Origin of the sequence: Flaviflagellibacter deserti (assembly GCF_042652085.1) — a bacterium.
In the GTDB taxonomy this organism is placed as follows: Bacteria; Pseudomonadota; Alphaproteobacteria; order Rhizobiales; family Methylopilaceae; genus Flaviflagellibacter; species Flaviflagellibacter deserti.
Window position 1 is genome coordinate 811,026 of the sequence record NZ_JBHSJF010000006.1, and the last position, 24,245, is coordinate 835,270.

Sequence of the window (24,245 nt, forward strand, 5' to 3'; positions counted from 1 at the left end):
GCCGCCACAATGATGTTTATATCTTGACAAATAAGGAAGCGAAGCGAGCAATTACTTATGGTGTCGGAAAATGTCGTCGCCTACGCCGACATTTTCATCGCACCAAGCCATTGATTTCGCGTCCACAAGGGATACGAAGGCGGCGTCCATCCCCGCACGCCGCCGTTACCCCTCAGCAATCGATTGCGCAATCAAGGGCTCTGCTTCTTATCGCGACTGTGCGAGCATCCAGTTGATCTCAGCCCGCCAGTCGGTCATCCGGATCGGCGTGCCATGCGTGCCCGTCTGGAATCGGACGAAGCGCGTCGGATAGTCGGGTGCCTTTGCCGTTATCGAACGGAAGAAGCGTTCCTGGCCGTCTACCGGGAACACTTTGTCGCTCCCGCCATGTCCGAAGACCACAGGCACTCTCGCGTGGAACGCCGCGCTCGTGGAAAAATTCTTGTCCGATAGTGACCCCAGCAGCAGGAGGCCACCGAGCCGGGGTCCGATCACGGGATCGCGGGCGAGCTTCCAGCACAGCGCGCCACCCATCGAACCGCATGCCACGATGATCGGCGCCTCAGGAGAGCGCCCGGCATAATGATGTAGCAGAGCCGTGATCTCCGCCGCGCCGCGATCGCCGAAATCGGAAAAATCAGGAGAGAGATAAAGCCCGCGATTGGCGACCATCAAATTCTTGATGCGGTTGAAATTGCCGCCAAAAGTGAAGTCGTCTACCCCCTGGTTGCGACTGCCGCCTTGGCCGTGCAGGTACATGGTGATGATCGCGGCGCCGTCCGGCTTCCCGACCGCGAAATGGCGGATCGTACCGATTCCGGTCTCTAACGCGATGTCCTCTTGCACCTTGCGCACGCCCGTAGAGACAAATTGCCGGCGCGCACGGCGCTCCGGCACCTCATCGCGCTGATCGATGTCACGCGCTTCGCTATAGTCGACCACGCGGTGACGATCGCCACCCTCACTCGAAAGGATCGCGGGATAGGCGAACAGGTCGTCCTTGAAAGGCTTCAGCGCCTGCGCCTGCGCCTGCGCCTGCGCCTGCGCCTGCGTCTGACCAGCGCTGGCCAGCACACCGGTCAAGACGAGAACGGCGCTGCCGATACCGCCCCATGAAAACGCGAACCGCATGTCAGCCCTATTGTTTACGTGGCCGGCACCTTCCATCGCGCTTTCGGCGTGCCAGCATCTGACCACGCGGCCCTAGCCGAATCCCGACATTGATAGCAGGCGACGAGCCTGAGTCCACAATGGACGCGTCATCCCCTGCGGCGGACAGCCGCGTGGCCATGCCAGAATGCCGGCCGAGAAGGCTAACCGGCCATGGTCGAGACATGCGCCGACACCACCCGCCAGCCCTCCGGAAAGCGGACCCATGTCTGGCTCTGCCTGCCGATCGCCGTAGAAGCCTCGCGCGTGAATTCGGTGTCCGCCGTGGCGAAGTCCGTTCCGAAGGTCGTGATCACCGTCCTCGTCAATGTCCGGTCCAATTTGGCGCTCGGCCTCGCCCGCCGGAATTCCGCGATCGCCTCATAGCCGTAGAGCGTCTCGCCGGCTCCGTAGCGGATCGTGAGGCCGCTGTTCCAGAACAGCTCGTCGAGCACCGCGATGTCGTTGCCGACAAGTGCGCGTTCGTAGCGCCGGAACGCGGCCTGTACCTCCTCGACAATGTCGGGAATGTTGATCGCGAAAGCCATCAGACCTCCGAGCCCCTCAGATAGCTGATCAGGATATCGGTCACGACGCCCTTGCGCTGCTTCAGCCATTCCGGATCGGCGAAATCGTGCTGGAACATGCTGCTCAGCGTGTAGCGGTTTGAAACGTGCACGAAGCACAGGCCGAGGATAGAAACGTAGAAATTCTCGGCGTCGATATCCTTGTGGAACAGGCGCTCCGCCTGACCGCGCTTCAGGATCGTCCTGAGCGAGTCGAGCAGCGGCTGCGTCATCACAGGGATCGTCGCCGAGCGCTGGGCGATGCGGCCCATCATCAGGTTCTCGCTCATGATGAGGCGAACGAAATATGGGTCGGTGCTCAGGAAGTCGAAGGTCAGCTCGATGAGCTGGCGCATCGCCGAGATGGGATCGCCCTCATTGACGTCGAGCGTCCGCTCGCGGTCACGGATGACCTTGTAGCATGCCTCCAGCGCGGCAAGGTACAGGTCGTCCTTGTTGCTGAAGTAATGATAGATCATCCCGACATTGACGCCGGCGCTCGCCGAGATGCGGTCGATACGGCTGCCGCTATATCCGTGGTCCGCGAATTCCGACATCGCGACATCGAGAATCCGCTGCCGCGTCACGGCTCCATTGCGTTTCGGGCGATTGCTGTCCGCTTTCCGGGCCGAACCGCGCGCCTTGGCGGGCGCGTCGGTCGCGAGAGAATCCGGCGTGGTCGTTTTCATCATGCCCTGTTTCCCGGCGTCCTGACGCCGGATCCTACTACTGCCATATCCTGAGCGCCCATTTTACGCGCGTGGCGGCCGGTCAGCCGATATGTCTCCGAACACATCAACCGCTAGTTGAAGCAAAGCCGAGTCGGCACCGCGCCGTCCCATGATCGATAGGCCAACGGGCGCGCCATCCACAGTGCCGACGGGAATTGTCAGCTGCGGCAGCCCGCCGAGTCCCGACGAGCACAGGAGCGCCATCGCCTTTTGCCGGTATTCGACCTGGATGTCCTCCAATGCCATGTCCCGCCACGGAGCAGGACACGGAGTAGTCGGCAGGGCGATCAGGTCGCCCTCACCGATCGTCTCCGCGAGCGACGAGGCAATATCGGCGGCTCGATCGCGCGCCACCTTCAGCTCGTCCGCCTCGATCTGCGACGCGAGGTCAAACCGCTCGCGCACGCCCTCTCCGAAAACCGGCCTCTGGCTCCTGACCCAGCCACCGAGCGACGCCCAGATCTCTCCGGCCTGGACGATCAGGAACGTCTCGAGCCATTTGCCCAGGCCGTCGGCGCTCAGCACGGCCCCGGCATGAACCGGAAACTGGCTCCTGAGCGCGGCAATGCCCGGCTCCAGCGCTTGGCGAACGTCGGGATCGGCCCGTTCGAAGGCATCCTCGGCAATCAGCAGGCGCCGGAACGGCGCGACCCGCCCGCCCGCGCCAAGCAAAATCTGCCCGACAGTCTGCAACGTATTCGCATCGCGCGCGAACCAGCCGACGGTGTCGAAGCGCGGCGCAAAACGCGACACTCCGTGCAGCGGAATCCGCCCATGGGTCGGGCGCATGCCGAACAAGCCGCAATAGCTCGCGGGAACGCGCACAGAGCCGCCGCAATCGGTCCCGATCGCAAAGTCCACGAGACCGCCGGCAACCGCAACCGCGGACCCGCTCGACGATCCGCCGGGGAGCCGCCCCGGGGCGCGGGGATTGGTCGGGGTGCCGTAATGGAAATTGTCTCCCGACAACGAATAGCAGAGCTCGTCGCTGATCGCCCGGCCGGCGAGCGTCGCTCCGGCATCGAGGAGACGCGTCACTGCCGTCGCCGTTTCAGTTGCCGGAGGGTGCGAATCTAGCCAGGCGGGATGGCCAAACCCGGTGCGGCTTCCCTTGATGTCGAAGACGTCCTTCGCGGCGAAGGTCAGGCCGCGAAGCGGTCCGTCATCCGCCCCGGCGTGGACAACATGGTTGTCTTGGCAAAACGCCCCGAACGGATCGTCCGGCGGCCTGACGGCTGAGACTTTCGATCGAGGCACGGGCTAGACCTGCGGCCGATGCAGGGTCGCGGCAGGGCGTGTCATCGTCCTTTTTCCCCGTTTGTAGGCGAAAAGCACGGGCGCCAGTTCGGCCACCGCCTCCTCGGGAGTCGAGCAGTCGATGACGACGAAGTCCGCCGTCTTGCCGATTTCTATGCCGTAGTCCTTCGCATTGATCAGCCTCGCCGACCGGTCGGTGATCATGCTGAAGCACTCGCGAATGTCGCTGGTCGCGCCGATGTGGCAGATATTGGCGTTCAGATTGGCCATCCGGATCAGCGAGCAATCGCCGAACGGCGTGAACGGGTTGAGCACGTTGTTCGTCGACAACGAGCAGTTTACGCCATGATGGAGAAGCTTGTGCGTGTGGGTCACGCCGCGCGTCTGGTTGCAGTCGTGGTCGCGTCCCATCAGAAACAGGTCAGTCGAAGGCAGCGCCGTCAGCGCCACGCCTGAATCGCTCATCCGGCGCGCCGCGGCCGCGAAGCGTTCGGGGCTCGCGGCAGCGAGCTTGGTGACATGGCCGATCGTCGTCCGGCCGCCCCAGCCGAAACGGTCCGCCAGTTCGCAGACATAGTCGAGATCGAGTGTGTCGGCGGTCGGGCCGAAATCGAGATGCATGTCGATATCGACATCGAATTCCCGGGCCATTTCGAACACCCGGTCAATCTGCCCGTGCGGATCGCTGTCTGTATAGGGCGCTGCGCCGACGACGCGACCTCCGCGCCTAAGCGCCTCGACCATCAGCTCGTCGGTGCCGGGATTGTTGAGCAGCCCTTCTTGCGGAAACACGCAGATCTCGACGTCGATCGCCCAGCGATAATCCTCGATCAGCGACAGCACGCCTTCGAGCCCGCGCAGCCCGATTCCGGGATCGACCTCCAACTGCGTTCGCATCCGCGTCGTGCCGTTGAGGATGCATTTTTCCAGCGTACGGCGGCCGCGCTCGTAGACGTCCTCGGCGGAGAAGCCTGCCTTGGCCTTGGCGACTTCGGAGATCGCTTCGCTGAGGTCGCCGCGCTGGGCGTTGCAGCGTTCGAGAATGCACGATTTGTCGAGATGGATATGCGTCTCGATGAATCCCGGCGCCACCAGCCGGCCGCCGACATCGAGCACCTCTCCGTCGGCGGCGAGGAAATGCTCAATTGCCACGATGCGCCCGCCATCGATGCCGATATCCACGGTTGACGCGGGCTCGTTCGGAAGACGGGCATTCCTGACAATGAGATCCATTCGTCCTAGCTCCTCGAACGATCAGGCGGCTGCTCGCCGCCACAGGTTTTCGCTGGCCTTCTGCGCATCGGCCATGATGGCCGCCTCGTCGACGCCGACCGCTGCTTCGTCGCGCACACGGATCACGCCATCGACGATGACATCGCGGACATTGCTGCCCTGCCCGCAGTGAACGAGATTTCCGAGCGGATCGATCAGCGGCACGAAGCTCGGCCGGTCGATGTGCATCAGCACGACATCGGCCTTCCTGCCCGGCACCAATGATCCAAGCTCGCCGTCGAGGCCGAGCGCGCGGGCACCATTCATCGTCGCCATCGCGAACACGTCTTCCGGCTGCCAGTCGGGTTCCACCGTGCCGGCCTGCAGGCGTCCGATGCACAGCGCCCAGCGCATCGCCTCCACCATGTCGCCGAGCAGATTATCGGTCGCGAGCGCGAGATTGGCACCGGCGGCGCGCAGCCTGCGCGTCGGCGCTATCATCCCGCCGCCGGCATTGCCCTTCGGCACATGCGCGACGTTGATGCCGGCCGCACCGGCACGTGCGATATCGCTGTCGTTCAGCACGATGCAGTGCGCGGCGATCAGGCGGTCGTTGAGAAGGCCGATATCGTCCAGGAGTTCGGTCGGCGTGCAGCCTTCCCGCTCTTGGATGAAATCGACTTCGAGTTTGCTTTGGGACAGATGCGTGGACACGCGCAGACCGTGCCGCTCGCTGGCGGCCCGGATCTCCATCAGGAAGTCGCGGGAACACGTATCCGGCGCATGCGCCCCGATTACGACATTCACCCGGCCATCGAACGAGCCCTGATAACGGTCGGCAAGTGCAAGGCAGCGATCGAGTGAACGGCGGCCGATAGCGGCGTCATAGACCCATAAGCCTTGCGAGACGCGCGAGAAGTCCACGTCATGGATGCGGTCGCTCGCCACTACGCGAAGCCCGAGTTCAGCCATCGCCGGCAGCGTCTCCTCGACATGGACATACATATCGTTGATGAGCGTCGAGCCGAATTTCAGGGATTCGAGCGCGCCGAGCCGGGCCAGCGCGACCGCCTCCGCCGCCGAAATGACATGGCCCTGCGGAACGCCCTTCGTATAGGCCGGCGCAAATCCCATGTCCTCGGCCGTTCCGCGCATCAGCGACAGGACGGAATGGGTATGGACGTTCATCAGGCCCGGGATCGCGAGCATTCCGCGCCCGCCGATCGTCTGCGCGGCGATGGGCGGCGGCCCATCCTCGACGGCCTCGACCAGGACGAGCCGGTTGCCTGACGTGCCGATCCGCCCATGCGGGATGGACGGCCGCATCAGGTCGCCCGTCAGAATGTGGGCGTCCTCGATCAGGATGTCGACGTGTGATGGCCGCCGGGCGTCCGACATTCAGCGCTCCACCGGAAGGCCGGATAAGCCGAGCACGGCCTGCCGCGCGCGCTCCATCGCGGCAATGTCGGCGTCCGAGAACACGCGCGGCCCCTCCGCGAAATGCGCCGACACCCAGCCGAAAAGGTAATCGTCATCGCCGATCAGCGGGGCCACCATCTGCGCCTTCGTGCCGAACTCCTGGACCAGGGCCGGCGGCGGTGCCAGCGCGGGGTCGGCGAAGACATCGCCCTGGATCAGCGTCGTTCGGGTCGCCTCGACCCGACGGACCGTCAGCGCCCTGCGGTGATCGGCCGAGAAATTGCCCATCATCGACACGCCGCCAGGCGCCAGGACCTCGGCGCACGGCACGTTGACGCTCAGGGCCGCGGCCGGATGATCGACGCGAACCGTGCAGCGCATTGCCCCAGTCTCGGCCATCAGCGTGCGCAGGATCGCCTCCAGCTCCGGGACGATTGGGAAGCGATTGTCATTCATCGCCGAGCCCCCCGATATCCACCTGCCGGTGCCCCTGCGCGAGGCCGATGCAATACTGCTTCACGAAGGGTTCGAGCGCCGCGAGGGCAGCCTTGCGCGGCGCGTTCGCCTCGAAGATCGCCTTGGCGCGGTTGTTGAGTTTCCGTCGAAGCTCCGGGTAGTCGATCGTGACGAGTTCACCGCCCTCGACGACGACACGGCCGCCAACCATGACGCGGTCGACGCTGCGCCCCTCTTCCGCGAAGACGAGCTGGTAAAGCGCGTCGTTCAGCGGCGTGAAATTGACCGATGCCAGATCGAGAAGCACCAGATCCGCGGCAAGGCCGGGGCGGATGTCTCCGGTCACATCCTGCAGCCCTAGCGCCCGCGCGCTACCGCGCGTCGCCATCCCGAACACGTCGCGGGGCGTCAGCCAATCGTTTGGCTCATGCGAGGCGGTGCGCGACAGGTATGAGGCAAGCCGCATCGTCTCGAACAGGTTCTGGTGGTCCGAGCAACTGCACGCATCGCTGCCGATGCCGACGCAGATCCCGGCGGATCGCATTGCCGGAACATCGGCGATGCCGCTACCAAGCCGGAAATTGCTGGACGGATTGTGCGCGACGCAGGCCCCGCGCCGGGCGAGGATGTCCAGGTCGTGCCTATCCAGCCAGACCCCGTGCGCCGCCGTGAAATGGCTGCCTAGCACGCCGAGTGAATCGAGATGCGCCGTCAGGCTGCGTCCGTAGCTCGCCGCACCCGCGACCGCCTGCACCTTCGACTCGGCCAGATGCGCCTGCATGCCGACGCCATGCTTCTCGGCAAGGTCGCGGCAGCCGGTCCAGAAATCGTCCGAGCAATGAAGCGGGATCGTCGGCGCCAGCGCCGGCCGGACGACCGAGCGGTCGAACGGCCAGTCCTCCAGCATCCGTTCGCACGCCGCTAATGATACGTCTTTTGTCGCGAGCGTGATGCTGTCCACGGTAGCGCGCAGCTCTTTCGGCAGCGCATTGCGGAGGCCCGGGATCGCCCGCCAGAAGGTGCGGTCGGCCATCATCGGCGCAATTACCGCCCGCATCCCAGCATCGGCGAAGCCCGCGGCCGTCGCGAACATGCCCTCGGGCGTCGGCGCCGGAAGTTCGAGGACGAGGTCGTAGCAGGCGGTGCAGCCCTTCAGCAGCATCTCTGCCGCCGAGGCCTGCGCCAGCAGATAGCGATCCTCAAACCGCTGCCCGCCGCCGGTCCACGGCCCGTTGTGCAGGTGCAGTTCGAGCGTCCACGAGCGCGACACGCCCTTGGCTATGGCGAGATGGCTGTGTGTATGCGCATTGACGAGGCCGGGGATAATCAGCCGGTCCGAGGCGTCCATTTCCGCGACGCCGTCGGAAACCTCAAAGCCCGGCGCGCCGATCTCGGCAATCACCCCGTCCATCACGAGAATATCGGCGTGCCGCACCGCCTCGTCGCCGGGAGTGGCGACGAGACCGCCGCGGATGACGAACGGCTGATGCCTGCTCACGCCGCGTCACTCGCGGGCAGGACGACGCAATCGTCCGGGCCGAACCCAAGCATGACCTCGCTGCCCGGCTGCGGCATCGCGCGACCGATATTCTTGTCGAGCGATTGCACGAGCGTCCCGTCCTTCAGGCGCGACCAGAGGCGGACATCCGCGCCGACGATATCGACGCTCTCGGCAATCGCCTGCATCCGGGTCGCGGGCTCCACTGTGCCATCCGTGATCGCCAGCCGTTCCGGCCGTATGCAGAGCGTCACCGGTCCCTGCTCGGGCGAGCCTTGGCGCATCGTCACACGAACATCGCCAACCGGCGTCGCGACGATCCCGGCATCGCCGGCCGCTTTCGAGAGCGTCCCGTGAATCCAGTTCGCATGGCCGATGAAATCGGCGGCGAACAAAGTCTTCGGCGATTGATAGAGCCGCGCCGGCGTATCGATCTGCTCGATGCGGCCCCGGTTCATCAGGACGATGCGGTCGGCCAGCCCCATCGCTTCCTCTTGGTCGTGCGTGACGATGATCGACGTGCACTCGAAAGAGGCCAAAATGGTGCGGATCTCGCGCCGCAGCTGAAGCCGAAGCTTGGCGTCGAGGTTCGACAGCGGCTCGTCCAGCAGCATGATGTCGGGCCGCGTGACGAGCGCCCGCGCCAGCGCCACCCGCTGCTGCTGCCCGCCACTCAATGCGTGTGGCCTGCGGTTTTCGACGCCGGGCAACTGGACCTGCTGCAGGACCTCCAGCGTGCGGGGAGCGATCTCGTTTTTCGGCGTCCCCCTGTTCTTCATGCCGAAGGCAATATTCTCGGCCACAGTCATGTGCGGAAACAGGGCATAGTCCTGGAACACGAGGCCGACATTGCGCTCGTAGGGCGGCCGAAGCTCCATGTCCGCGCCGCCGATGAAGATCCGGCCGCTGTCGGGCCGCTCGAAGCCCGCGATCATGCGCAACGTCGTCGTCTTGCCGCAGCCGCTCGGGCCCAGTAGCGCGACGATTTCGCCCTTGTTCACCTCGAAGGTCACGTCGTCCACGGCGGTGAACGAGCCGAAGCTCTTCCTGATGTGCTGAAGGTCCAGAACTGCCATGTGTCAGCGCCCGTAAACGCCGCGCCCGACGGCGGCGTCCAGTCCCGCAAGCCGGTCGAGCAGGACGATGATGAGGATGGTGGCAAGGATGAAGATGACGGACAGTGCGGCGATGGTCAGGTCGAGGTTCGCCCGCATCTGCGCCAGGATCGCCACCGGCAGCGTGAAGGTGAACGCGTCCGACAGGAACAGGCTGATGCCGACATCGTCGAACGAGGTGACGAAGGCGAAGATCGCGCCCGCGACGATACCGGTGCGCGCCAGTGGCAGGGTGATCTGCAGCAGCGCCTTCCACGGACGCGCGCCTAGACTCAGAGCCGCCTCGTAATAGCTGGAGCGAATGCCGACCAGCGATGCCGCCGTGGTCCGCATCACATAGGGGAACGTGATCAGGACGTGCCCCATGATCAGCCGCGGCATGCCGTCGATGATGCCGAGCCGGCTCGCGAACATCAGGATGCCGAAGCCGAGGACGACGTTCGGAACGACCAGCGGCGACAGCAGGATGGCCTGCAGCACCTTACGCCCCCGGAAGCCGGCCCGGTCGAGCCCGAGTGCAGCCAGTGCACCGAGAACGGTCGAGGCGACCGTCGCGATTGCGGACACCAAAAGGCTCGTGGCAAGCCCCTGGTAATAGTAGTCGTCGGCGAGGAACTTCTCGTACCATTGCAGCGAAAAGGCCGTCGGTGGAAACGGCCCGATGAAACTTCGCGCATCAAACGAGAGGACGATCGCCACGACCACCGGGATCGCCGAGAAGCCGATGAAGCTCGCGAGGAAGAGGTAGTAGACGGAGCCGAACAGCGCGTCCGCGAGGCGCTTGGTCATTTGCCCGCCTCCTGCCACTGCGTACGTACAAGATGCAGCAGGCCGTAGAAGATGCCGAGCGAGATCACCATCATGACGATCGACAGAGCGGCCCCGCTCGGGAAATTCGCCACCTCCGAAAACCGGAAATAGATCAGGTTCGAGACGAACAGCACGAAGCCGCGCCCAACCAGCATCGGCACGACGAGATTGCTGATGCAGAACGCGTAGCCGATAATGCCCGCCGACAGGATGCCCGGAACGCTCATCGCCAGCGTGATCTGGACAAACGTCTTCCAGTGCGGCGCGCCGAGAGACAGTGCGGCGTCTTCGAGCCTCGGATTGATGTTCTGGATCGTGCCGATCAGCGTCAGCGCGACGAGCGGCATCGTGGTGTTCAGCAGGCCGAGCACGACCATCAGCTCCGCCACGCTCGGGCTCGTCGGCGCAATGCCCAGCAGGCGGCTGAACCCGGCCAGCGGACCAAGCGAGCCGAACGTCATCGAGATCGCGTAGATGCGGACGATCAGGCTCAGGAACAGCGTGCCAATCAGCGAGGCGATCAGGATGCGGCGCATGATCGGCGACGCGCGGCGTACGATAAAATGCGCCATGGGATAGCCCAGCATCAGCGCCAGCACGGTGCTGATCAGGCCGATCCGGAATGTGTCGAGGAAGTACTGCGCGTATTCCGGTCCGGCGAGGAGCGCGTAGTTCTCAAGCGTCAGCGCGCTCGTCGCATCGCCGCCTACACGGCCGGCGATGTGCGGCTTCAGGCTCTCGTGCAGGAGCACGAGCAACGGACCGAACAGCAGCGGCAATATGACGATCAATGCCGGCCACAGCATGGATGCAGTCAGGCCTGGTCGCTTCATCGAGCGCGCCTCAACCGGGATGTCTCAAACCAGAAGGATGGGAGGCGCCAGCCGCAGCCGTCACCTTGAGTGTCAGCCGCGCACCAGCGGGACGATTTCCTTCTCCCACCGGGCATTCCACTCGTTCATCACCTTCCCGAGATAGGCGAAATCGGCGAAGTAGGCGTGCTTGCCGAGCTCGTCCGGCGCGTAATACCAGCCATCGAGCTTCGGGTTGGTCTTGGCGGTCGGCTGGGTCGGTCCCGAGCCAAGATTCATGTTGTAGATTTCGTTATTCGCGGGATCGGCGAAAAAGTTCGCGAACTCGAACGCCGCCTTCTCGGGCGCGCCCTTCAGGACGCAAAAGCCTTCATTGTAGAGGAAGCCCTTGTTGTCCGGCATCCGGTTCATGATCTTCACCGGGAAGTTCTTCGCGGTCGCGAACCAGCCGCCATTGTTCCAGAAGCCGACCGAGTACTGGCCGGTCGCCATCGCATTGATGTACTCGGAATTGCTGGTGCAGATTTCGCCGATCTGACCGGCCTTGGCGAGTTCCTTCACGAACTCCCAGCCCGGCTCCGCATTCTTCTCGTCGCCCCCGCGCTGGATGGCGCAGCTGACGATGAACAGGCCCGTCAGGTTGATCGGATACGGCACGCAGAGCTTGCCCTTGAACTCCGGCTTCAGCAGGTCCTCGATCGACTCGAAACCGCCCGGCAGCAGGTCCTCGCGATAGCCCCAGAAGGCACCCGCCGTGCTGAGCGGGATCGTCATCTTCTGGCCGGCCGCGTTCTTCTGGATGAACTGGTCCGGGATCGTCTTGAGGTTGGTGACGATGTTCTCGTCGACCGGAACCAGCCAATCCTCCGCCATCAGCGAACGGAACACCGGGTCCCACACCGACAGCACGTTGTACTGGGTGTTCGGCCACGTCGCCTTGATCTTGGCGACCACCGCCGCCGCACCGCCCGAATGCAGTTCCCAGGCGACCTGCGTGTCACTGGTCTGCTGGTACTTGGTGAGAAGCTGCTTGGAGACGTCGATCCACTGGGCGCCCCACTGGACGACCATGAGCCGATCCGCGGCCACCGCCGGGCGGATCATGCCGGGCGCCATCAGGCCGCCCATTGCGAGGCCGGAACCCGCGAGGGCGCCTTGCGTGAAAGTTCTGCGGGTGATCGATGACATGACAGCCCCTCGAAAAGTCGGTTCGCACTCGATCTCGCGGGCCCGCCCTATGATTGTCGGCGGCTCGCTTTCTAAGCAAGTGTTTATTTAGTTTGTGGGCCGGCAAGGCTCGCGTAAAGACGATAAAACGATCATCGCCATCAACGTCAAAGCGTTGTTTCTAAATGGGTTCTATTGACAGAACAGCAGCCCGCATCGGGATTGTGCAGCATGCCTGCACAATAATTCTGCACACCCGAACCGAGCCGAATGCAGCTAGCCGCTAGACGCCCGAACGGCCCGCATCCTGGTCGCGCAGCGCCTTCAGCACCGCCTCGCCCGTCAGGCGATTATGCTCTTCCAGCCGCTCGGCCAAATCGAGTCTCGCGCCCGCACGAAACGCCACCATGATGCCCTCGTGCTCGATGAAGGATTGGTCGAGCCGGTCGAGATTCTGGTTGACCGCGAACCGGAGCCTCAGGATCCGCTTCTGCAGATTGTCGTAGGTCTGCAGCAGCACCGGGTTTCCCGCCGCCTTTGCAAGGCAGTGATGAAACTCCTGGTTCAGCCCCGTATAGGCGACCGGGTTGCGGTGGGTTTCGGCGGCGCCGAGATCGGCGTGGACGCGCTCCAACCGGGCGCGATCCTCGGCCCGGGAGCGTACCACCGACAGCAATCCGATCTGACGCTCGATCGCGCCCTTGAACTCGAACACATGCGCGATCTCGACGGGATCGATCGGCGCGACGACGGATCCGCGATTGGGGCGCAGCTCGATGAACCCTTCCGCGGCGAGTACCTTGAGCGCCTCGCGCAGCGGCGTTCGCGACACGCTGAATCGGCGGCAGAGATCGGCCTCGGAGATGCGCGCACCGCTCGGCAGTTCGCCGCTGAGCAGAAGCCCGCGCAATTTGCCGACGACCTGGCCGTGCAGGGTGCTGGCGCCTTCCTCGAGCGCGATCTCGGCGTCGGAAGGATCGTCATGCAACATGGGTCAAGCTTCCGCCGGGGAGCGCGCTGAGATGCGCCCGTCATCGGCGAACATCGTGCCGAAGCGCGCCAGCGGCGCCATCGAGACGCCGAGCGCGCGAAGGCAACCCCAGAGCGTGAACGAAACGGAATCGAACACCGGCACACCGGTCCGGCGCTCGACCTCGGCTCCGACGATCGCGCCGCGCATATTGGTGCACACGATGGCGATCGCATCCGGCTTCGCTGTCGCCACGTCCTCGCACATCGCCTCGATGGTCTGCTCGGAGACCTCCGCGAACGAGAAATTGTCGGACAGCCCGCTGTGGCGGCGCGCGACCGTTGAGATGCCGATCCGGGCATAATTGCCGGCGATCTTCTCCTCGACATCCGCCGTGTAGGGCGTGACGAGGGCGATGCGCTCGACGCCGCGCTCCGCGAGCAGCCGGTTCAGGCTGAGGATGGCGCTCGTCGCCGGAACGCCGGTACGGCTCTCGATCGCGTCGCAGAGCCTCTGATCGGTATCGAAACCCAGCCAACTGGCCGAGGTCCCGTTCCAGGCCAGCACGTCCGGCCGCGCATCGGCCAGAAGGTCGGCCGCGGACAGGATCGGCTCCTGCTTGAACTGCTCGTTCGCATCCTCGTCGAGCGCGATCCGCGTCACCCTGAAGCGCCCGAAATGTGCGGTCACGTCCGGGAAAAGCGGCTGCAGCAACAACGACGTATAGGGCTCGAGCACGGTGTTGGAAGAGGGCGTCAGCATCCCGATCAACCGCGTCGAGACGGCGAGACTGGACTCATTTTGCATTCAATACTCGCCTTTCTTGGCGCTCCGGATCGACTCGGTCGGTCACGATTTTCCCGACCTATACGGCGGTAACGCCACGATCGGAAGCACTCATTTCGTATGCCGTACGTACGGCCTAAGTGCCCGCATAATCAATTGCATGCACTTGAAAAATTGCACAACGATGAGGCGCGCCGTGATGCCGTATTCGGCAAAACCCGGGCGTCGCGTCTCTGGGAGAGGAATGCCTAGATTTTGATATTTAAGTAAACACTTAATTGTCGCACGATTGCCGCGCAATTGAATTCAGAAGTCCGTCCTGGAGTTCCGCCAATGCGCTTCCCGATCCTGCTCACCTCGGTCCTTTCCGCAGTCCTGCTGGCCTCCTCCCCGAGCACGGCTCAGGCGCCTGCAGGCGGCGGCAAGGTCTTCCGCTACGCCTATCGTGTCGATCCCGCCTCGCTCGATCCGCACGCGCTGGCCGAGACCTTCACCCTGTCATGGCTCGGCCAGGTCTATGAGCCGTTGGTCGGGCGCGGGAAAAACCTCGAACTCGTCCCGGCACTCGCCACCAAATGGGAGCAGCCCGAACCGAATGTCTGGCGCTTCCACCTGCGCACGGGCGTCAAGTTCGCCGACGGCTCACCGTTCACCGCCGACGACGTGGTCTTCTCGCTGCAACGCGTGAAAAAGGACGGCTCGGACATGGCCTACACCGTCGCCTCGGTCACCGAGATCAAGAAGGTTGACGACTTCACCGTCGATCTGGTGATGGCCAAGCCGAACCCGATCCTGCCGGTCCAGACCACCTCGACCTACATCATGAGCAAGGCCTGGGCGGAGAAAAACGGCGCCACCGCGCCGGCGAGCGTCAAGGCAAAGGTCGAGAACTTCGCGTCGAACAACGCCAACGGCACCGGCCCGTTCAAGATCGAATCCCGCCAGGCCGGCGTGCGCACCATCCTCGTCCCGAACAAGGAATGGTGGGGCGAGAAGGAAACCAATGTCGATCAGGTGGTCTTTACGCCAATCCAGGCCGACACAACCCGTGTCGCGGCCCTGCTCTCCGGCGAGGTCGACATGATCTATCCGGTGCCGCAGCAGGACGCCGCGCGTATCGACGGGACCGGCACCTACCAGGTCCTCAAGGGCGCCGAACTGCGCACGATGTTCCTCAACATGGACCAGAAGCGCGACGAGCTTCTGAACTCCGACGTCAAGGGCAAGAACCCGTTCAAGGACCGCCGTGTCCGCCAGGCGATCTACCAGGCCATCGACGTCAATGCGATCCGCGACCGGGTCATGGGTGGCACGTCACGCGTTGCCGGAACCATGATCGCGCCCGGCATAAATGGCTATGACGCCAAGCTCGACACCCGGATCCCCTATGATGCGGACGCCGCGAAGAAGCTTCTCGCCGATGCCGGTTATCCGAACGGCTTCTCGTTCGGCATGGACTGCTCGAACGACCGCTACGTGAACGACGAGCGCATCTGCCAGGCCATCGTCGGCATGCTGGCCCGCGTCGGCCTCAAGGTGACGTTGAATGCGCAGACCCGCACCAAGTTCTTCGAGAAGGTGCTGGCCCGCGACACCTCGTTCGCGATGCTCGGCTGGCAGCCGCTCAGCTATGACGCGCACTCGACCCTGCAGGATACGATGAACACGCCGGTCGACAAGGTCGGCACCTACAATGTCGGCAATTACTCGAACCACGCGATCGATAAGCTGACGATGGAGATCGAGACCGAGATCGATCCGGCCAAGCGTTCGGCGCTGATCGCCGAGGCGATGACGCTCGACAAGGATGATTTCGGCCACATCCCGGTCCATCAGGCGGGACTGGCATGGGGCGTGAAGAAGGGCGTCAGCGTCGTGCTGCGGTCCGACGACAGCCTCGAGCTGAAATGGGTCAAGCTCGACTGACGCCATAACAGGGGCCGGCCATGGGCTTTCTCATCAGCAGACTGGGACAGACTATTCTTGTCCTGTTCGTGGCCGCCTTCGTCAGCTTCGCCCTGTTCCGCTATGTCGGCGACCCGGTCAACAACATGGTGGGACAGGCGGCGAGCCTCGCGGATCGCGAGGCCATGAGGCAGGCCCTGGGCCTTGACGATCCGACCCTCCTGCAGTTCGGCCGCTTCGTCGGCCAGGCGGTGCAGGGAGATTTCGGCATCTCCTACCGGTTCGGCCAGCCGGTCGCCCAGCTCCTCGCGGAACGCTTCCCCGCCACTCTGGAACTCTCGATCGTCGCGATGATCATCGCGACCGGGCTCGGCATTCCGCTCGGTGTCTGGACCGCACTCCATCGCGGCAGCTGGATCGCCCAGGCCCTCCTCACCCTATCCCTGATCGGCGTCGCATTGCCGACCTTCCTCATCGGCATCGTGCTGATCCTGGTCTTCTCCGTCTGGCTCGGCTGGCTGCCCTCGTTCGGTCGCGGCGAGGTCGTGTCCATCGGGGGCTGGACCACGGGCCTCCTGACATGGACCGGCATCAAGGCGCTGATCCTGCCAAGCATCACGCTCGGCGTATTCCAGCTCACCCTGATCATGCGGCTGGCGCGCGCCGAAATGCTGGAGATCATGCGCTCGGATTTCATCCGCTTCGCCAAGGCGCGCGGCCTGCGCCGCCGCACGATTGAATACGGCCACGCGCTGCGCAACACGCTCGTGCCGGTGGTCACCATTGTCGGGCTGCAGTTTGGCAACGTCTTCGCGTTCTCGATCATCGTCGAGACCGTGTTCCAGTGGCCGGGTCTGGGTCTCCTGATCATCCAGGCCATCCAGTTCGCCGACGTGCCGCTGCTGGCCGCCTATCTCGTCCTGATCGCGTTCTGCTTCGCGGTGATCAACCTCGCCGTCGACGTGCTCTACGCCTGGATCGACCCGCGCGTCCGGGCCGCCGGCATGGGGCGGAGCGCGGCATGAGCACGACCGATCGATCGAACGGCATGATTCCGTCGCGCTGGTGGGACAGCGACATCCTCTATCGCTTCCGCCGCTCACCGGTCGCGGTCGTTTCCGGGATCGTCACCATCGCCCTCATCGCCGCGGCGATCGGCGCCGACGTCATCGCCCCGTTCGATGCGTTCGATCCGGCCACCGCGAACGTCATCGACGCGCGCCTGCCGCCGGGCAGCGAGGGCATCTATGGCGACATCTACCTGCTCGGCACCGACCCGCAGGGGCGCGACATGCTGTCGGCAATGATCTACGGGCTGCAGACATCGCTGGTCGTCGGCCTGTCCAGCATCGCGCTGGCGGCCTTCGTAGGCGTCCTGCTCGGCCTGCTCGCCGGCTATTTCGGCGGCATGCTCGACGCACTGATCATGCGGATCGCCGACGTCCAGCTCAGTTTCCCGGCCATCCTGATCGCGCTTCTGATCGACGGCGTCACCCGCACGGCCCTGTCCCGCGAGACGCATGAGCGCTTGGCGGTGCCGATCCTCATCGCCGCCATCGCCGCCTCGTTCTGGGTGCAATACGCTCGCACCGTCCGCAGCCTGGTCCTGACCGAGCGCGGCCGGGAATATGTCCTCGCGGCGAAGGTAACCGGGGTCAGCACGACGCGTATCCTCGCCTCCCACATCCTGCCGAACGTCCTTGGTCCGGTCCTCGTCATCGCCACCATCAACCTGGCGCTGGCGATCCTCACCGAGGCGACCCTGTCCTTCCTCGGTGTCGGCATCCCGTCGACCCAGCCCTCGCTCGGCTCGCTGGTCCGGATCGGCAACGAGTTCATCTTCTCGGGCGACTGGTGGATCAGCGCTTGTCCCGGTGCCCTGCTCGTCATCCTGTCGCTCTCGGTCAATCTGTTCGGCGATTGGCTGCGCGACGCGCTGAATCCAAAGCTCAACGCATGAGCGCGCTCCTCGAAGTCGAGAACCTCCGGGTCGAGATCGCCGCGCGGGCACGCCGGCTGGTCGCAATCGACGACGTCTCGTTCTCCATTCCCGAAGGCGAAGTCCTCGGCGTCGTCGGCGAGTCCGGGGCCGGCAAGTCGGTCACCGGCACCGCCATTCTCGGCCTGCTCGAACGCCCGGCCTACCAAGCCGGCGGACGCATCGTCTTCCGCGGCAACCGCATCGACAATCTCGACGGCGAGGCGATGCGCGCGCTGCGCGGCCGCGAGATCGCCGCCGTGTTCCAGGACCCGCTGACCAGCCTCGACCCGCTGATGACGATCGGCGCGCAGCTCGTCGAGACCATGTTGACCCACCTCCCGATCGACCGGCAGGAAGCATGGACGCGCGCCCATCGCCTGCTGGCGGAGGTCGGTATCCCCGCGCCTCGCGAACGGCTGCAGAGCTACCCGCACGAACTCTCCGGCGGGATGCGGCAGCGCGTCGTGCTGGCCCTCGCCTTCTGCTGCGAGCCGAAACTCATCATCGCCGACGAGCCGACCACCGCGCTCGACGTCTCGATCCAGGCGCAGGTGCTCGACCTCCTGAAGCGCATGTGCCGCGAGCGCGGCACGGCGGTGATGCTGGTGACGCACGACATGGGCGTCATCGCCGAGGCAGCCGATCGCGTGGCGGTGATGTATGCCGGGCGGCTCGTCGAGATAGGCCCGACCTCCGAAATCCTGCGCGCCGCCGCCCATCCCTACACGCAGGGCCTGATGGCCTCGATTCCGACCATGCGGCGTCGCGGCGGCGATCTGCTGCAGATTCCCGGCTCGATGCCGCGGCCGGACGCGCCGGTCCCGGGATGCGCGTTCCATCCGCGCTGCTCGCACGTCATGGACCGCTGCCGTTCCGAACGACCGTCGAGCTTCGTCTCCGGCGCGTCCCTGGCCGCATGCTGGCTGGCCGAACATGGCGCGCCCGCCGCGAGGCCGCGCCCGTGACGCCGGACACCATCCTCTCCGTCGACGGCCTCACCGTCCGCTTCGACGCCTCCCAGCCACTCCTCACCCGCCTCGTCACGCGCACCGGGCGGCGCACCGTCCATGCGGTCGAGCTCGTCGATCTTCAGATCGCGCGCGGCAGCACCTTTGCGCTTGTCGGGGAATCCGGCTGCGGCAAGTCCACCATCGCCCGCACCATCGCCGGCGTGCAGCGGCCGACGGGCGGCGGCGTCTCGTTCATGGGCGTCGACATCGCGGCCTTCCGGACGCGGCGGGCCTCCATGCGCTATCGGCGCGACCTGCAGATGATCTTCCAGGACCCCTATGCCAGCCTCAATCCGCGCTGGCGCGTGGGACGTATCATTGCCGAGCCGATCGTCACCCACGGCCTGCTGAAGCGCGGGCGCGAGCTCGATCTCCGCATCGAGGAACTGCTGTCGACCGTGGGGCTCTCGCCCTCCGACGCCCGCAAATTCCCGCATCAGTTTTCCGGCGGCCAGCGCCAGCGCATCTCGATCGCGCGCGCCTTGGCGTCCAACCCCGCCTTCATCGTCTGCGACGAGCCGACATCGGCGCTCGACGTCTCGGTCCAGGCCCAGATCCTCAACCTGATGCGAAAGCTGCAGCAGGAACTCGGTCTGACCTATCTCCTGATCTCGCACAATCTCGCAGTCGTTGCCCACATGGCCGACAGTCTGGGCGTGATGTATCTCGGCCGGATTGTCGAGCAAGGCGACGCCGGCCAGCTCCTCGACGACCCGCAGCATCCCTATACCCGCCTTCTGCTCGACACCGTCCCCGATCCGCACGCGCCGAACCGCTCGCGCACACGGCTCGCCGGGGAAGTGCCGAGCCCCCTCTCCCCGCCAACGGGCTGCGCCTTCCATCCGCGATGCCCGGTTGCCAACGAGCGCTGCTCGCACGAGATCCCCCGTCCCGTCCGGGTCAGAAAGGCATGGGTGTCCTGCCACGCGGTCGAAGAAGCGCGCCTTCCGCCGTCCCTGCCAAATATGCTCGACCCCCTGAACAACACCGGAGACGCCGCGTGAAGAAGACGATCATCGGTTGCCTTGCTCTGATCGGCGAGGACGCCCGCCCCTCTGATGGCCCCGTGGATATCGAGATCGACGGCCGGCTCATCACGGACATCCGCCCGCGCGGCGCGAAACAGCCTGAGGGCGAGGTGATCCCCGCTCAAGACCATCTCGTCGCGGCTGGCCTCATCAACGGCCACCACCACAGCCATGAGGGCTTCTACAAGGGCCGCAAGGACAACCTGCCGCTCGAACTCTGGATGAACTATGTGCGGCCGCTGAAGCCGATCGAGCTGACCCCGCGCGACGTCTATCTGCGCACCATGATCGGCGCGATCGAGGCCGTCCGCAGCGGCACCACCACGCTCTGCGACGACACCAATCAGAGTCCGCGCATACGACCGGAGCATGTCGAGCAGGTGTTCCAGGCCTATGAGGACATCGGCATCCGCGCCAATGTCGGCATCACCCTGTTCGACCGGCCATTCTTCCGCGCCGTTCCCTTCGTCGACGAGGAGTTTCCGCCGGATCTGCTGGCGGAATTCGACAGCACCCGGATGTATTCCGGCGACGAACTCCTGTCCTTCGCACGCGGGCTGGCGAAGACGCGCAATCCGGCGGACCACCGCGTCGCCTACATGGCCGCGCCGTCCGCTCCCCAGCGCTGCACCGAGAAATTCCTGCGCGACGTGCGGCGGATGGCCGACGAGTTCGACCTGCCGCTGATGATCCACGTCCAGGAGACGCGGATGCAAGTCGTGACCGGGCAGCTCTTCTATGGCTCGACCATGGTCGAATATCTTGAGCGCATTGGCTTCATGAAGCCGAAGACCGCGTTCATCCACGGCATCTGGCTCAACCCGCGCGAGATCGAGATTCTCGCCCGCACCGGTGTCAGCATCCAACACAATCCGCCATCGAACCTGAAGGTTGGCTCCGGCCTCGCCCCGATCCGCGCGCTTCTCGATGCCGGCGTCAATGTCAGCATGGGCACCGACGGCTGCGGCTCGATCGAGGGCACCGACATGCAGAACGCGCTCTATCTGACCGGGCTTCTGCAGAAGCTGCGCGGCGACCACACCGGCTGGGTCGGCGCGACGGAAGCTCTCTATGCCGCTACCATGGGCGGCGCCCGCGCGCTCGGGCGCGACAAGGAACTGGGCGCGGTCGAGACCGGCCGCATCGCCGATCTCGTTGGCTACCGCCTCGACACGATCCCGTTCGCGCCGCTCAACAACCCGGTTCAGCAGCTCGTCTACGCCGCCGGCCGCGCCGAGGTCGATCTTGTTCTGGTCGACGGCGAGGTGATCGAGCGCGACGGAAAGCTGACCCGCATCGACGAGGCGGCGATCATCGACGAAATCCGCGAGGCGCATGCCCGGATCGAGCCACAATTGTCGGCCTCGGAAGCCGATGTCGAGCGGATGGTGCCGCACTATGAGCGCATCTACCGCCGCTGCCAGTGCATGGACATCGCGGCCGACACCTATCCCGCTCGCTTCAGTCACTGAACCCGTCGCAAGGAACGCCGATGACACGACCAGCAGACTTCTACGAACGCGCCACGAATGCGCTCCATGATGCGAACGAGGCGGCCTGGCGCGAGACCGATCCGGAACAGGCCGTCAGTCATTTCACGCGGACGACCCGCGAACTGCTCGGCGATCCGGATGCGCCTAAAAAGCTCGGCGCCCTCAAGCCCGGAGAAAAGCAATTCGTCGTGTCTGGCGTCTTCTTCATCGCGCCGACACGTGATCACATGATCCTCTTCGCCGACAACTTCCAGCAACGGCATGCGCGGATCAGCGTCACGGACAGCAGGCCGGGGCACACCGTGCAAACGAAGAAGGCCGCCGTCGTGCAGAACACCGACAACGACACGATCTTTCGCCAAATCCTGAGTTCCGGTCGTGTCGGTTGTTCGATCTATGTACCGGTCATGTGGAATGGCGAGGTCATCGGTATGTTCAACACCGCCGCCCAGGCCCGCTATATGTTCGACGAAACCGATATGCGCGTTCAGAAGATTTTCGCCGCGCTCGCTGCCGGCGTCTGGATGGGCCTCGGCGGCCCGGCCCTCGTGGCGGATGTCGCGAAAAGCCTGGGACCATGGTCGGGCTGATCCCGCGCGGCTGAGATGCCCAGCCCAGTTCCGCCGGTTACGCCACCTCGATGGAGGAATAGGCGGATGCTGGAGATCACCGTAAGCCTTATGTCGTAAAATGACTCTTTCCAGGACTGTCGCCGCCGACGGCTTCAAGAGCACCGCCATCTTCGTCGTCGACGGCAAGCCGCAGCGTATCGTCCTGACCCCCGCCGGAGGGAACAAGCTGAGCGGCACGTCGGCCGCGCCGCTCGCGTCTCCCAAGGGCGCGGTCGAGATCTCGACGCCGGACGGCAAGAGCGTCCTGGGCAAATTCGAATGAGCGCCGTCGTCCGCTTCAACTTCCGCCTGGGTGCGCCTTGCTGCGAAGCGGCCGCAAGCCTACGGAGCGGTCAGTGACGGCTATTCCGGTTGATCTTCGGTACGGCTGGAGCGGTTTCGACGCCGCCTCCGAGCTCCACGATGATTGGACAGTGCGGTCGGTCCCCCTTCTCACACTGGCCGACAAGGTCACGCAGCGTCCTGGCCATCTCCTGAATCTTGAGCGCCTGCCGCTCGAGTTCGGCGATGTGCCTGCGGGCGACTGCGCGCACGTCGGCGGTACTGCGGTCGCTGTCGCCCCACAGCGCCAGCAATTCCTTGATGCTCGCCATCGAAAAGCCAAGGTCGCGGGCGCGCCGGACGAACCTGAGGCGATGCAGGTCATTCTCGCCGTAGTCGCGGTAACCGCTGTCGCGGCGCTCCGGCAGAGGCAGAAGGTCGATGGATTCGTAGTACCGGATCATCTTGGCGGAAACGCCGGAAGCCTTCGCGGCCTCGCCAATGTTCATGACCCTTCTCCTTGTGGTTGACCTTACCATGATGGGAAGGTGCACTCCTCATTTCAAGTCCCCGTCCCGGTTCGCGGGAACTCTTCCGCGATCGCTGGATTGCCCCACCGGGAGCCCGCCGCATGAGAGCCTTTCTGATCGCCTTCTTCCTGTGCACGGTGCTGGGCACCTACGGACCAGCGGCGCATGCGCACGGCTCGAGGCACGGTGCCGCGATGGGCTGTCCCGGTCAGTCGTCGCATGGGGACCACCACGGCAACCAGAAGCAGAATACCGCGTGCTGCTGCCTCGGCATGTGCCTGGGAACCGTTCTGCCTGCCCCGCAGCCCGCCGCCGCACCGGCGGTCGAGAGCGGGGTTCCGGAACCGTTTGCAGCCGCCATGTCAGGTTCCGTCGTTCGCCCGCCACGGCCGCCGCCCAAGGTGTGACGTCTCCAGCGAAGCGAAATCACATCACGTCGCTCCCTGCTGGGAGCATGGAGACGAACATGAAGAACACGATGAAAAGTATTATTGGCGCGTCCGTGATCGCCGCGATGATGAGCGCGCTCCCGGCTGCCGCGCAGACGAGTCACGGCGCCGCGCACGATACGCCCGCGGCCAAGGCCAACATGGAGGCCCATCAGAAGATGATGGACACCATGAATGGCATGAAGCCGACGGGGGATGCCGACAAGGATTTCGTCATGATGATGATCCCGCACCATCAGGGCGCGATCGACATGGCCGAGGTCGAGCTCAAGTACGGCAGGGATCCCGAGCTCAAGAAGATGGCCGAGAAAATCATCGCCGACCAGAAGAAGGAGATCGGCGAGATGAAGAAGTGGCAGTCTGCCAACAAGTAAGGACTGGGCGGCGGGGGCGCCTAGGCGCCCCCGCATGCCCAGGGGCTGGCAAGGCGCCGGAAGGCGCTCCTTGGTCCGCGGCGGAAGACGTCGCGAACCTTCATGCGGCCGAATTTCGGCCGTCGAGCCAAGCATTCCATGGAGCAAGACCATGCACACCCAACAGATGATAGCCACCCATCCGCACGTTCAGGGCAGCACGAACGACGCCCTGATCCGGGCGATCGACATCGCTGCGGACTGCGCGCTGATCTGCACCTCGTGCGCCGACGCCTGCCTTGGCGAGCCGATGGCGGCCGAGCTGACCCAGTGCATCCGCCTCGACCTCGATTGCGCCGACGTCTGCGCCACGACGGCCTCGGTCGCGACCCGGCGCACGGGCTCAAACGAGGCGCTGATCAAGAGCATGCTCGAAGTGTGCTCCGAGGCATGCCGCGTCTGCGGAGAGGAGTGCGCCCGCCACGCCGACCATCACGAGCACTGCCGGATTTGCGCTGACACCTGCCGCCAGTGCGAGCAGGCCTGCCGCGAGGCCGCGGCGAGCATCAGCCCCGGACGCTCCGCTCAACATTGATTGACCGCCGGGCGGCGAAATCCTTCCGCCGCCCGGCGACTCGGGCTTGATGCGGTGTGA

Annotated in this window: 25 protein-coding genes; 10 read left to right on the top strand and 15 right to left on the bottom strand. The window is 64.8% G+C overall.

The window, feature by feature from the left end:
* Window positions 1–207: 207 nt before the first annotated feature.
* The 14 genes from ACFPFW_RS10925 to ACFPFW_RS10990 all read right to left on the bottom strand — a co-directional run bounded on the left by ACFPFW_RS10925 (window position 208) and on the right by ACFPFW_RS10990 (window position 13,969).
* Window positions 208–1,131, bottom strand: a complete 924-nt coding sequence (locus tag ACFPFW_RS10925) for an alpha/beta hydrolase (RefSeq protein ID WP_379770691.1) — start codon at window positions 1,129–1,131, stop codon at window positions 208–210.
* Window positions 1,132–1,313: 182 nt separating this feature from the next.
* The gene (hpxZ, locus tag ACFPFW_RS10930; protein WP_379770694.1) at window positions 1,314–1,697 is read right to left on the bottom strand and encodes an oxalurate catabolism protein HpxZ; all 384 of its coding nucleotides are present in this window, start codon (window positions 1,695–1,697) and stop codon (window positions 1,314–1,316) included.
* Window positions 1,697–2,407 (bottom strand): TetR/AcrR family transcriptional regulator, encoded by a 711-nt coding sequence (locus tag ACFPFW_RS10935; RefSeq protein WP_379770696.1) that lies wholly within the window; start codon window positions 2,405–2,407, stop codon window positions 1,697–1,699. Before ACFPFW_RS10935 ends, hpxZ begins: the two co-directional genes overlap by 1 nt.
* A 60-nt stretch (window positions 2,408–2,467) precedes the next feature.
* Window positions 2,468–3,703 (bottom strand): amidase, encoded by a 1,236-nt coding sequence (locus tag ACFPFW_RS10940; RefSeq protein ID WP_114957983.1) that lies wholly within the window; start codon window positions 3,701–3,703, stop codon window positions 2,468–2,470.
* A gap of 3 nt (window positions 3,704–3,706) precedes the next feature.
* Entirely contained in the window at window positions 3,707–4,936 is a 1,230-nt protein-coding gene (locus tag ACFPFW_RS10945; protein ID WP_114957982.1) for an amidohydrolase family protein, read from the bottom strand.
* 21 nt (window positions 4,937–4,957) lie between these two features.
* Entirely contained in the window at window positions 4,958–6,313 is a 1,356-nt protein-coding gene (locus ACFPFW_RS10950) for an amidohydrolase family protein (protein WP_114957981.1), read from the bottom strand.
* Window positions 6,314–6,790 (bottom strand): GAF domain-containing protein, encoded by a 477-nt coding sequence (locus ACFPFW_RS10955; RefSeq protein ID WP_114957980.1) that lies wholly within the window; start codon window positions 6,788–6,790, stop codon window positions 6,314–6,316.
* The gene (locus ACFPFW_RS10960; RefSeq protein ID WP_114957979.1) at window positions 6,783–8,288 is read right to left on the bottom strand and encodes an amidohydrolase family protein; all 1,506 of its coding nucleotides are present in this window, start codon (window positions 8,286–8,288) and stop codon (window positions 6,783–6,785) included. Before ACFPFW_RS10960 ends, ACFPFW_RS10955 begins: the two co-directional genes overlap by 8 nt.
* On the bottom strand, window positions 8,285–9,364 hold the full coding sequence (locus ACFPFW_RS10965) for an ABC transporter ATP-binding protein (protein ID WP_114957978.1): 1,080 nt from the start codon (window positions 9,362–9,364) through the stop codon (window positions 8,285–8,287). The genes ACFPFW_RS10960 and ACFPFW_RS10965 overlap by 4 nt, the downstream gene beginning before the upstream one ends.
* A gap of 3 nt (window positions 9,365–9,367) precedes the next feature.
* The gene (locus tag ACFPFW_RS10970) at window positions 9,368–10,192 is read right to left on the bottom strand and encodes an ABC transporter permease (RefSeq protein WP_114957977.1); all 825 of its coding nucleotides are present in this window, start codon (window positions 10,190–10,192) and stop codon (window positions 9,368–9,370) included.
* Complete coding sequence (locus ACFPFW_RS10975) at window positions 10,189–11,046, bottom strand: ABC transporter permease (protein ID WP_162799745.1); 858 nt, start codon at window positions 11,044–11,046, stop codon at window positions 10,189–10,191. Before ACFPFW_RS10975 ends, ACFPFW_RS10970 begins: the two co-directional genes overlap by 4 nt.
* A 72-nt stretch (window positions 11,047–11,118) precedes the next feature.
* Window positions 11,119–12,213 (bottom strand): extracellular solute-binding protein, encoded by a 1,095-nt coding sequence (locus ACFPFW_RS10980; protein WP_114957975.1) that lies wholly within the window; start codon window positions 12,211–12,213, stop codon window positions 11,119–11,121.
* Window positions 12,214–12,475: 262 nt separating this feature from the next.
* On the bottom strand, window positions 12,476–13,183 hold the full coding sequence (locus ACFPFW_RS10985; RefSeq protein WP_114957974.1) for a GntR family transcriptional regulator: 708 nt from the start codon (window positions 13,181–13,183) through the stop codon (window positions 12,476–12,478).
* Window positions 13,184–13,186: 3 nt separating this feature from the next.
* Window positions 13,187–13,969 carry a maleate cis-trans isomerase family protein gene (locus ACFPFW_RS10990; RefSeq protein WP_114957973.1) on the bottom strand — a complete coding sequence of 261 codons (783 nt, stop codon included), beginning with the start codon at window positions 13,967–13,969 and terminating at the stop codon, window positions 13,187–13,189.
* Between the two features lie 312 nt (window positions 13,970–14,281).
* Here ACFPFW_RS10990 and ACFPFW_RS10995 point away from each other — a divergent pair, with 312 nt between their 5' ends.
* From ACFPFW_RS10995 to ACFPFW_RS11030, 8 genes are all read left to right on the top strand, one after another.
* Window positions 14,282–15,874 (top strand): ABC transporter substrate-binding protein, encoded by a 1,593-nt coding sequence (locus tag ACFPFW_RS10995; RefSeq protein ID WP_114957972.1) that lies wholly within the window; start codon window positions 14,282–14,284, stop codon window positions 15,872–15,874.
* A 20-nt stretch (window positions 15,875–15,894) separates the two neighbouring features.
* Complete coding sequence (locus ACFPFW_RS11000) at window positions 15,895–16,878, top strand: ABC transporter permease (protein ID WP_114957971.1); 984 nt, start codon at window positions 15,895–15,897, stop codon at window positions 16,876–16,878.
* Window positions 16,875–17,813 carry an ABC transporter permease gene (locus ACFPFW_RS11005; RefSeq protein WP_379770707.1) on the top strand — a complete coding sequence of 313 codons (939 nt, stop codon included), beginning with the start codon at window positions 16,875–16,877 and terminating at the stop codon, window positions 17,811–17,813. Before ACFPFW_RS11000 ends, ACFPFW_RS11005 begins: the two co-directional genes overlap by 4 nt.
* Entirely contained in the window at window positions 17,810–18,799 is a 990-nt protein-coding gene (locus ACFPFW_RS11010; RefSeq protein ID WP_114957970.1) for an ABC transporter ATP-binding protein, read from the top strand. The genes ACFPFW_RS11005 and ACFPFW_RS11010 overlap by 4 nt, the downstream gene beginning before the upstream one ends.
* Window positions 18,751–19,848, top strand: a complete 1,098-nt coding sequence (locus tag ACFPFW_RS11015; RefSeq protein WP_114957969.1) for an ABC transporter ATP-binding protein — start codon at window positions 18,751–18,753, stop codon at window positions 19,846–19,848. Before ACFPFW_RS11010 ends, ACFPFW_RS11015 begins: the two co-directional genes overlap by 49 nt.
* The gene (locus ACFPFW_RS11020; RefSeq protein ID WP_114957968.1) at window positions 19,845–21,344 is read left to right on the top strand and encodes an amidohydrolase family protein; all 1,500 of its coding nucleotides are present in this window, start codon (window positions 19,845–19,847) and stop codon (window positions 21,342–21,344) included. The genes ACFPFW_RS11015 and ACFPFW_RS11020 overlap by 4 nt, the downstream gene beginning before the upstream one ends.
* Before the next feature lie 20 nt (window positions 21,345–21,364).
* Window positions 21,365–21,955, top strand: coding sequence for a GAF domain-containing protein (locus tag ACFPFW_RS11025; RefSeq protein ID WP_114957967.1), 591 nt, complete (start codon window positions 21,365–21,367; stop codon window positions 21,953–21,955).
* 100 nt (window positions 21,956–22,055) lie between these two features.
* On the top strand, window positions 22,056–22,259 hold the full coding sequence (locus ACFPFW_RS11030; protein WP_114957966.1) for a hypothetical protein: 204 nt from the start codon (window positions 22,056–22,058) through the stop codon (window positions 22,257–22,259).
* Between the two features lie 70 nt (window positions 22,260–22,329).
* Here ACFPFW_RS11030 and cueR read toward each other — a convergent pair whose 3' ends face one another.
* Window positions 22,330–22,767 (bottom strand): Cu(I)-responsive transcriptional regulator, encoded by a 438-nt coding sequence (cueR, locus tag ACFPFW_RS11035; protein WP_114957965.1) that lies wholly within the window; start codon window positions 22,765–22,767, stop codon window positions 22,330–22,332.
* A 499-nt stretch (window positions 22,768–23,266) separates the two neighbouring features.
* Here cueR and copM point away from each other — a divergent pair, with 499 nt between their 5' ends.
* Both copM and ACFPFW_RS11045 read left to right on the top strand, forming a co-directional pair.
* Window positions 23,267–23,611 (top strand): CopM family metallochaperone, encoded by a 345-nt coding sequence (gene copM / locus ACFPFW_RS11040; RefSeq protein ID WP_379770713.1) that lies wholly within the window; start codon window positions 23,267–23,269, stop codon window positions 23,609–23,611.
* Between the two features lie 151 nt (window positions 23,612–23,762).
* The gene (locus ACFPFW_RS11045) at window positions 23,763–24,185 is read left to right on the top strand and encodes a four-helix bundle copper-binding protein (RefSeq protein WP_114957964.1); all 423 of its coding nucleotides are present in this window, start codon (window positions 23,763–23,765) and stop codon (window positions 24,183–24,185) included.
* Window positions 24,186–24,245 lie beyond the last annotated feature (60 nt).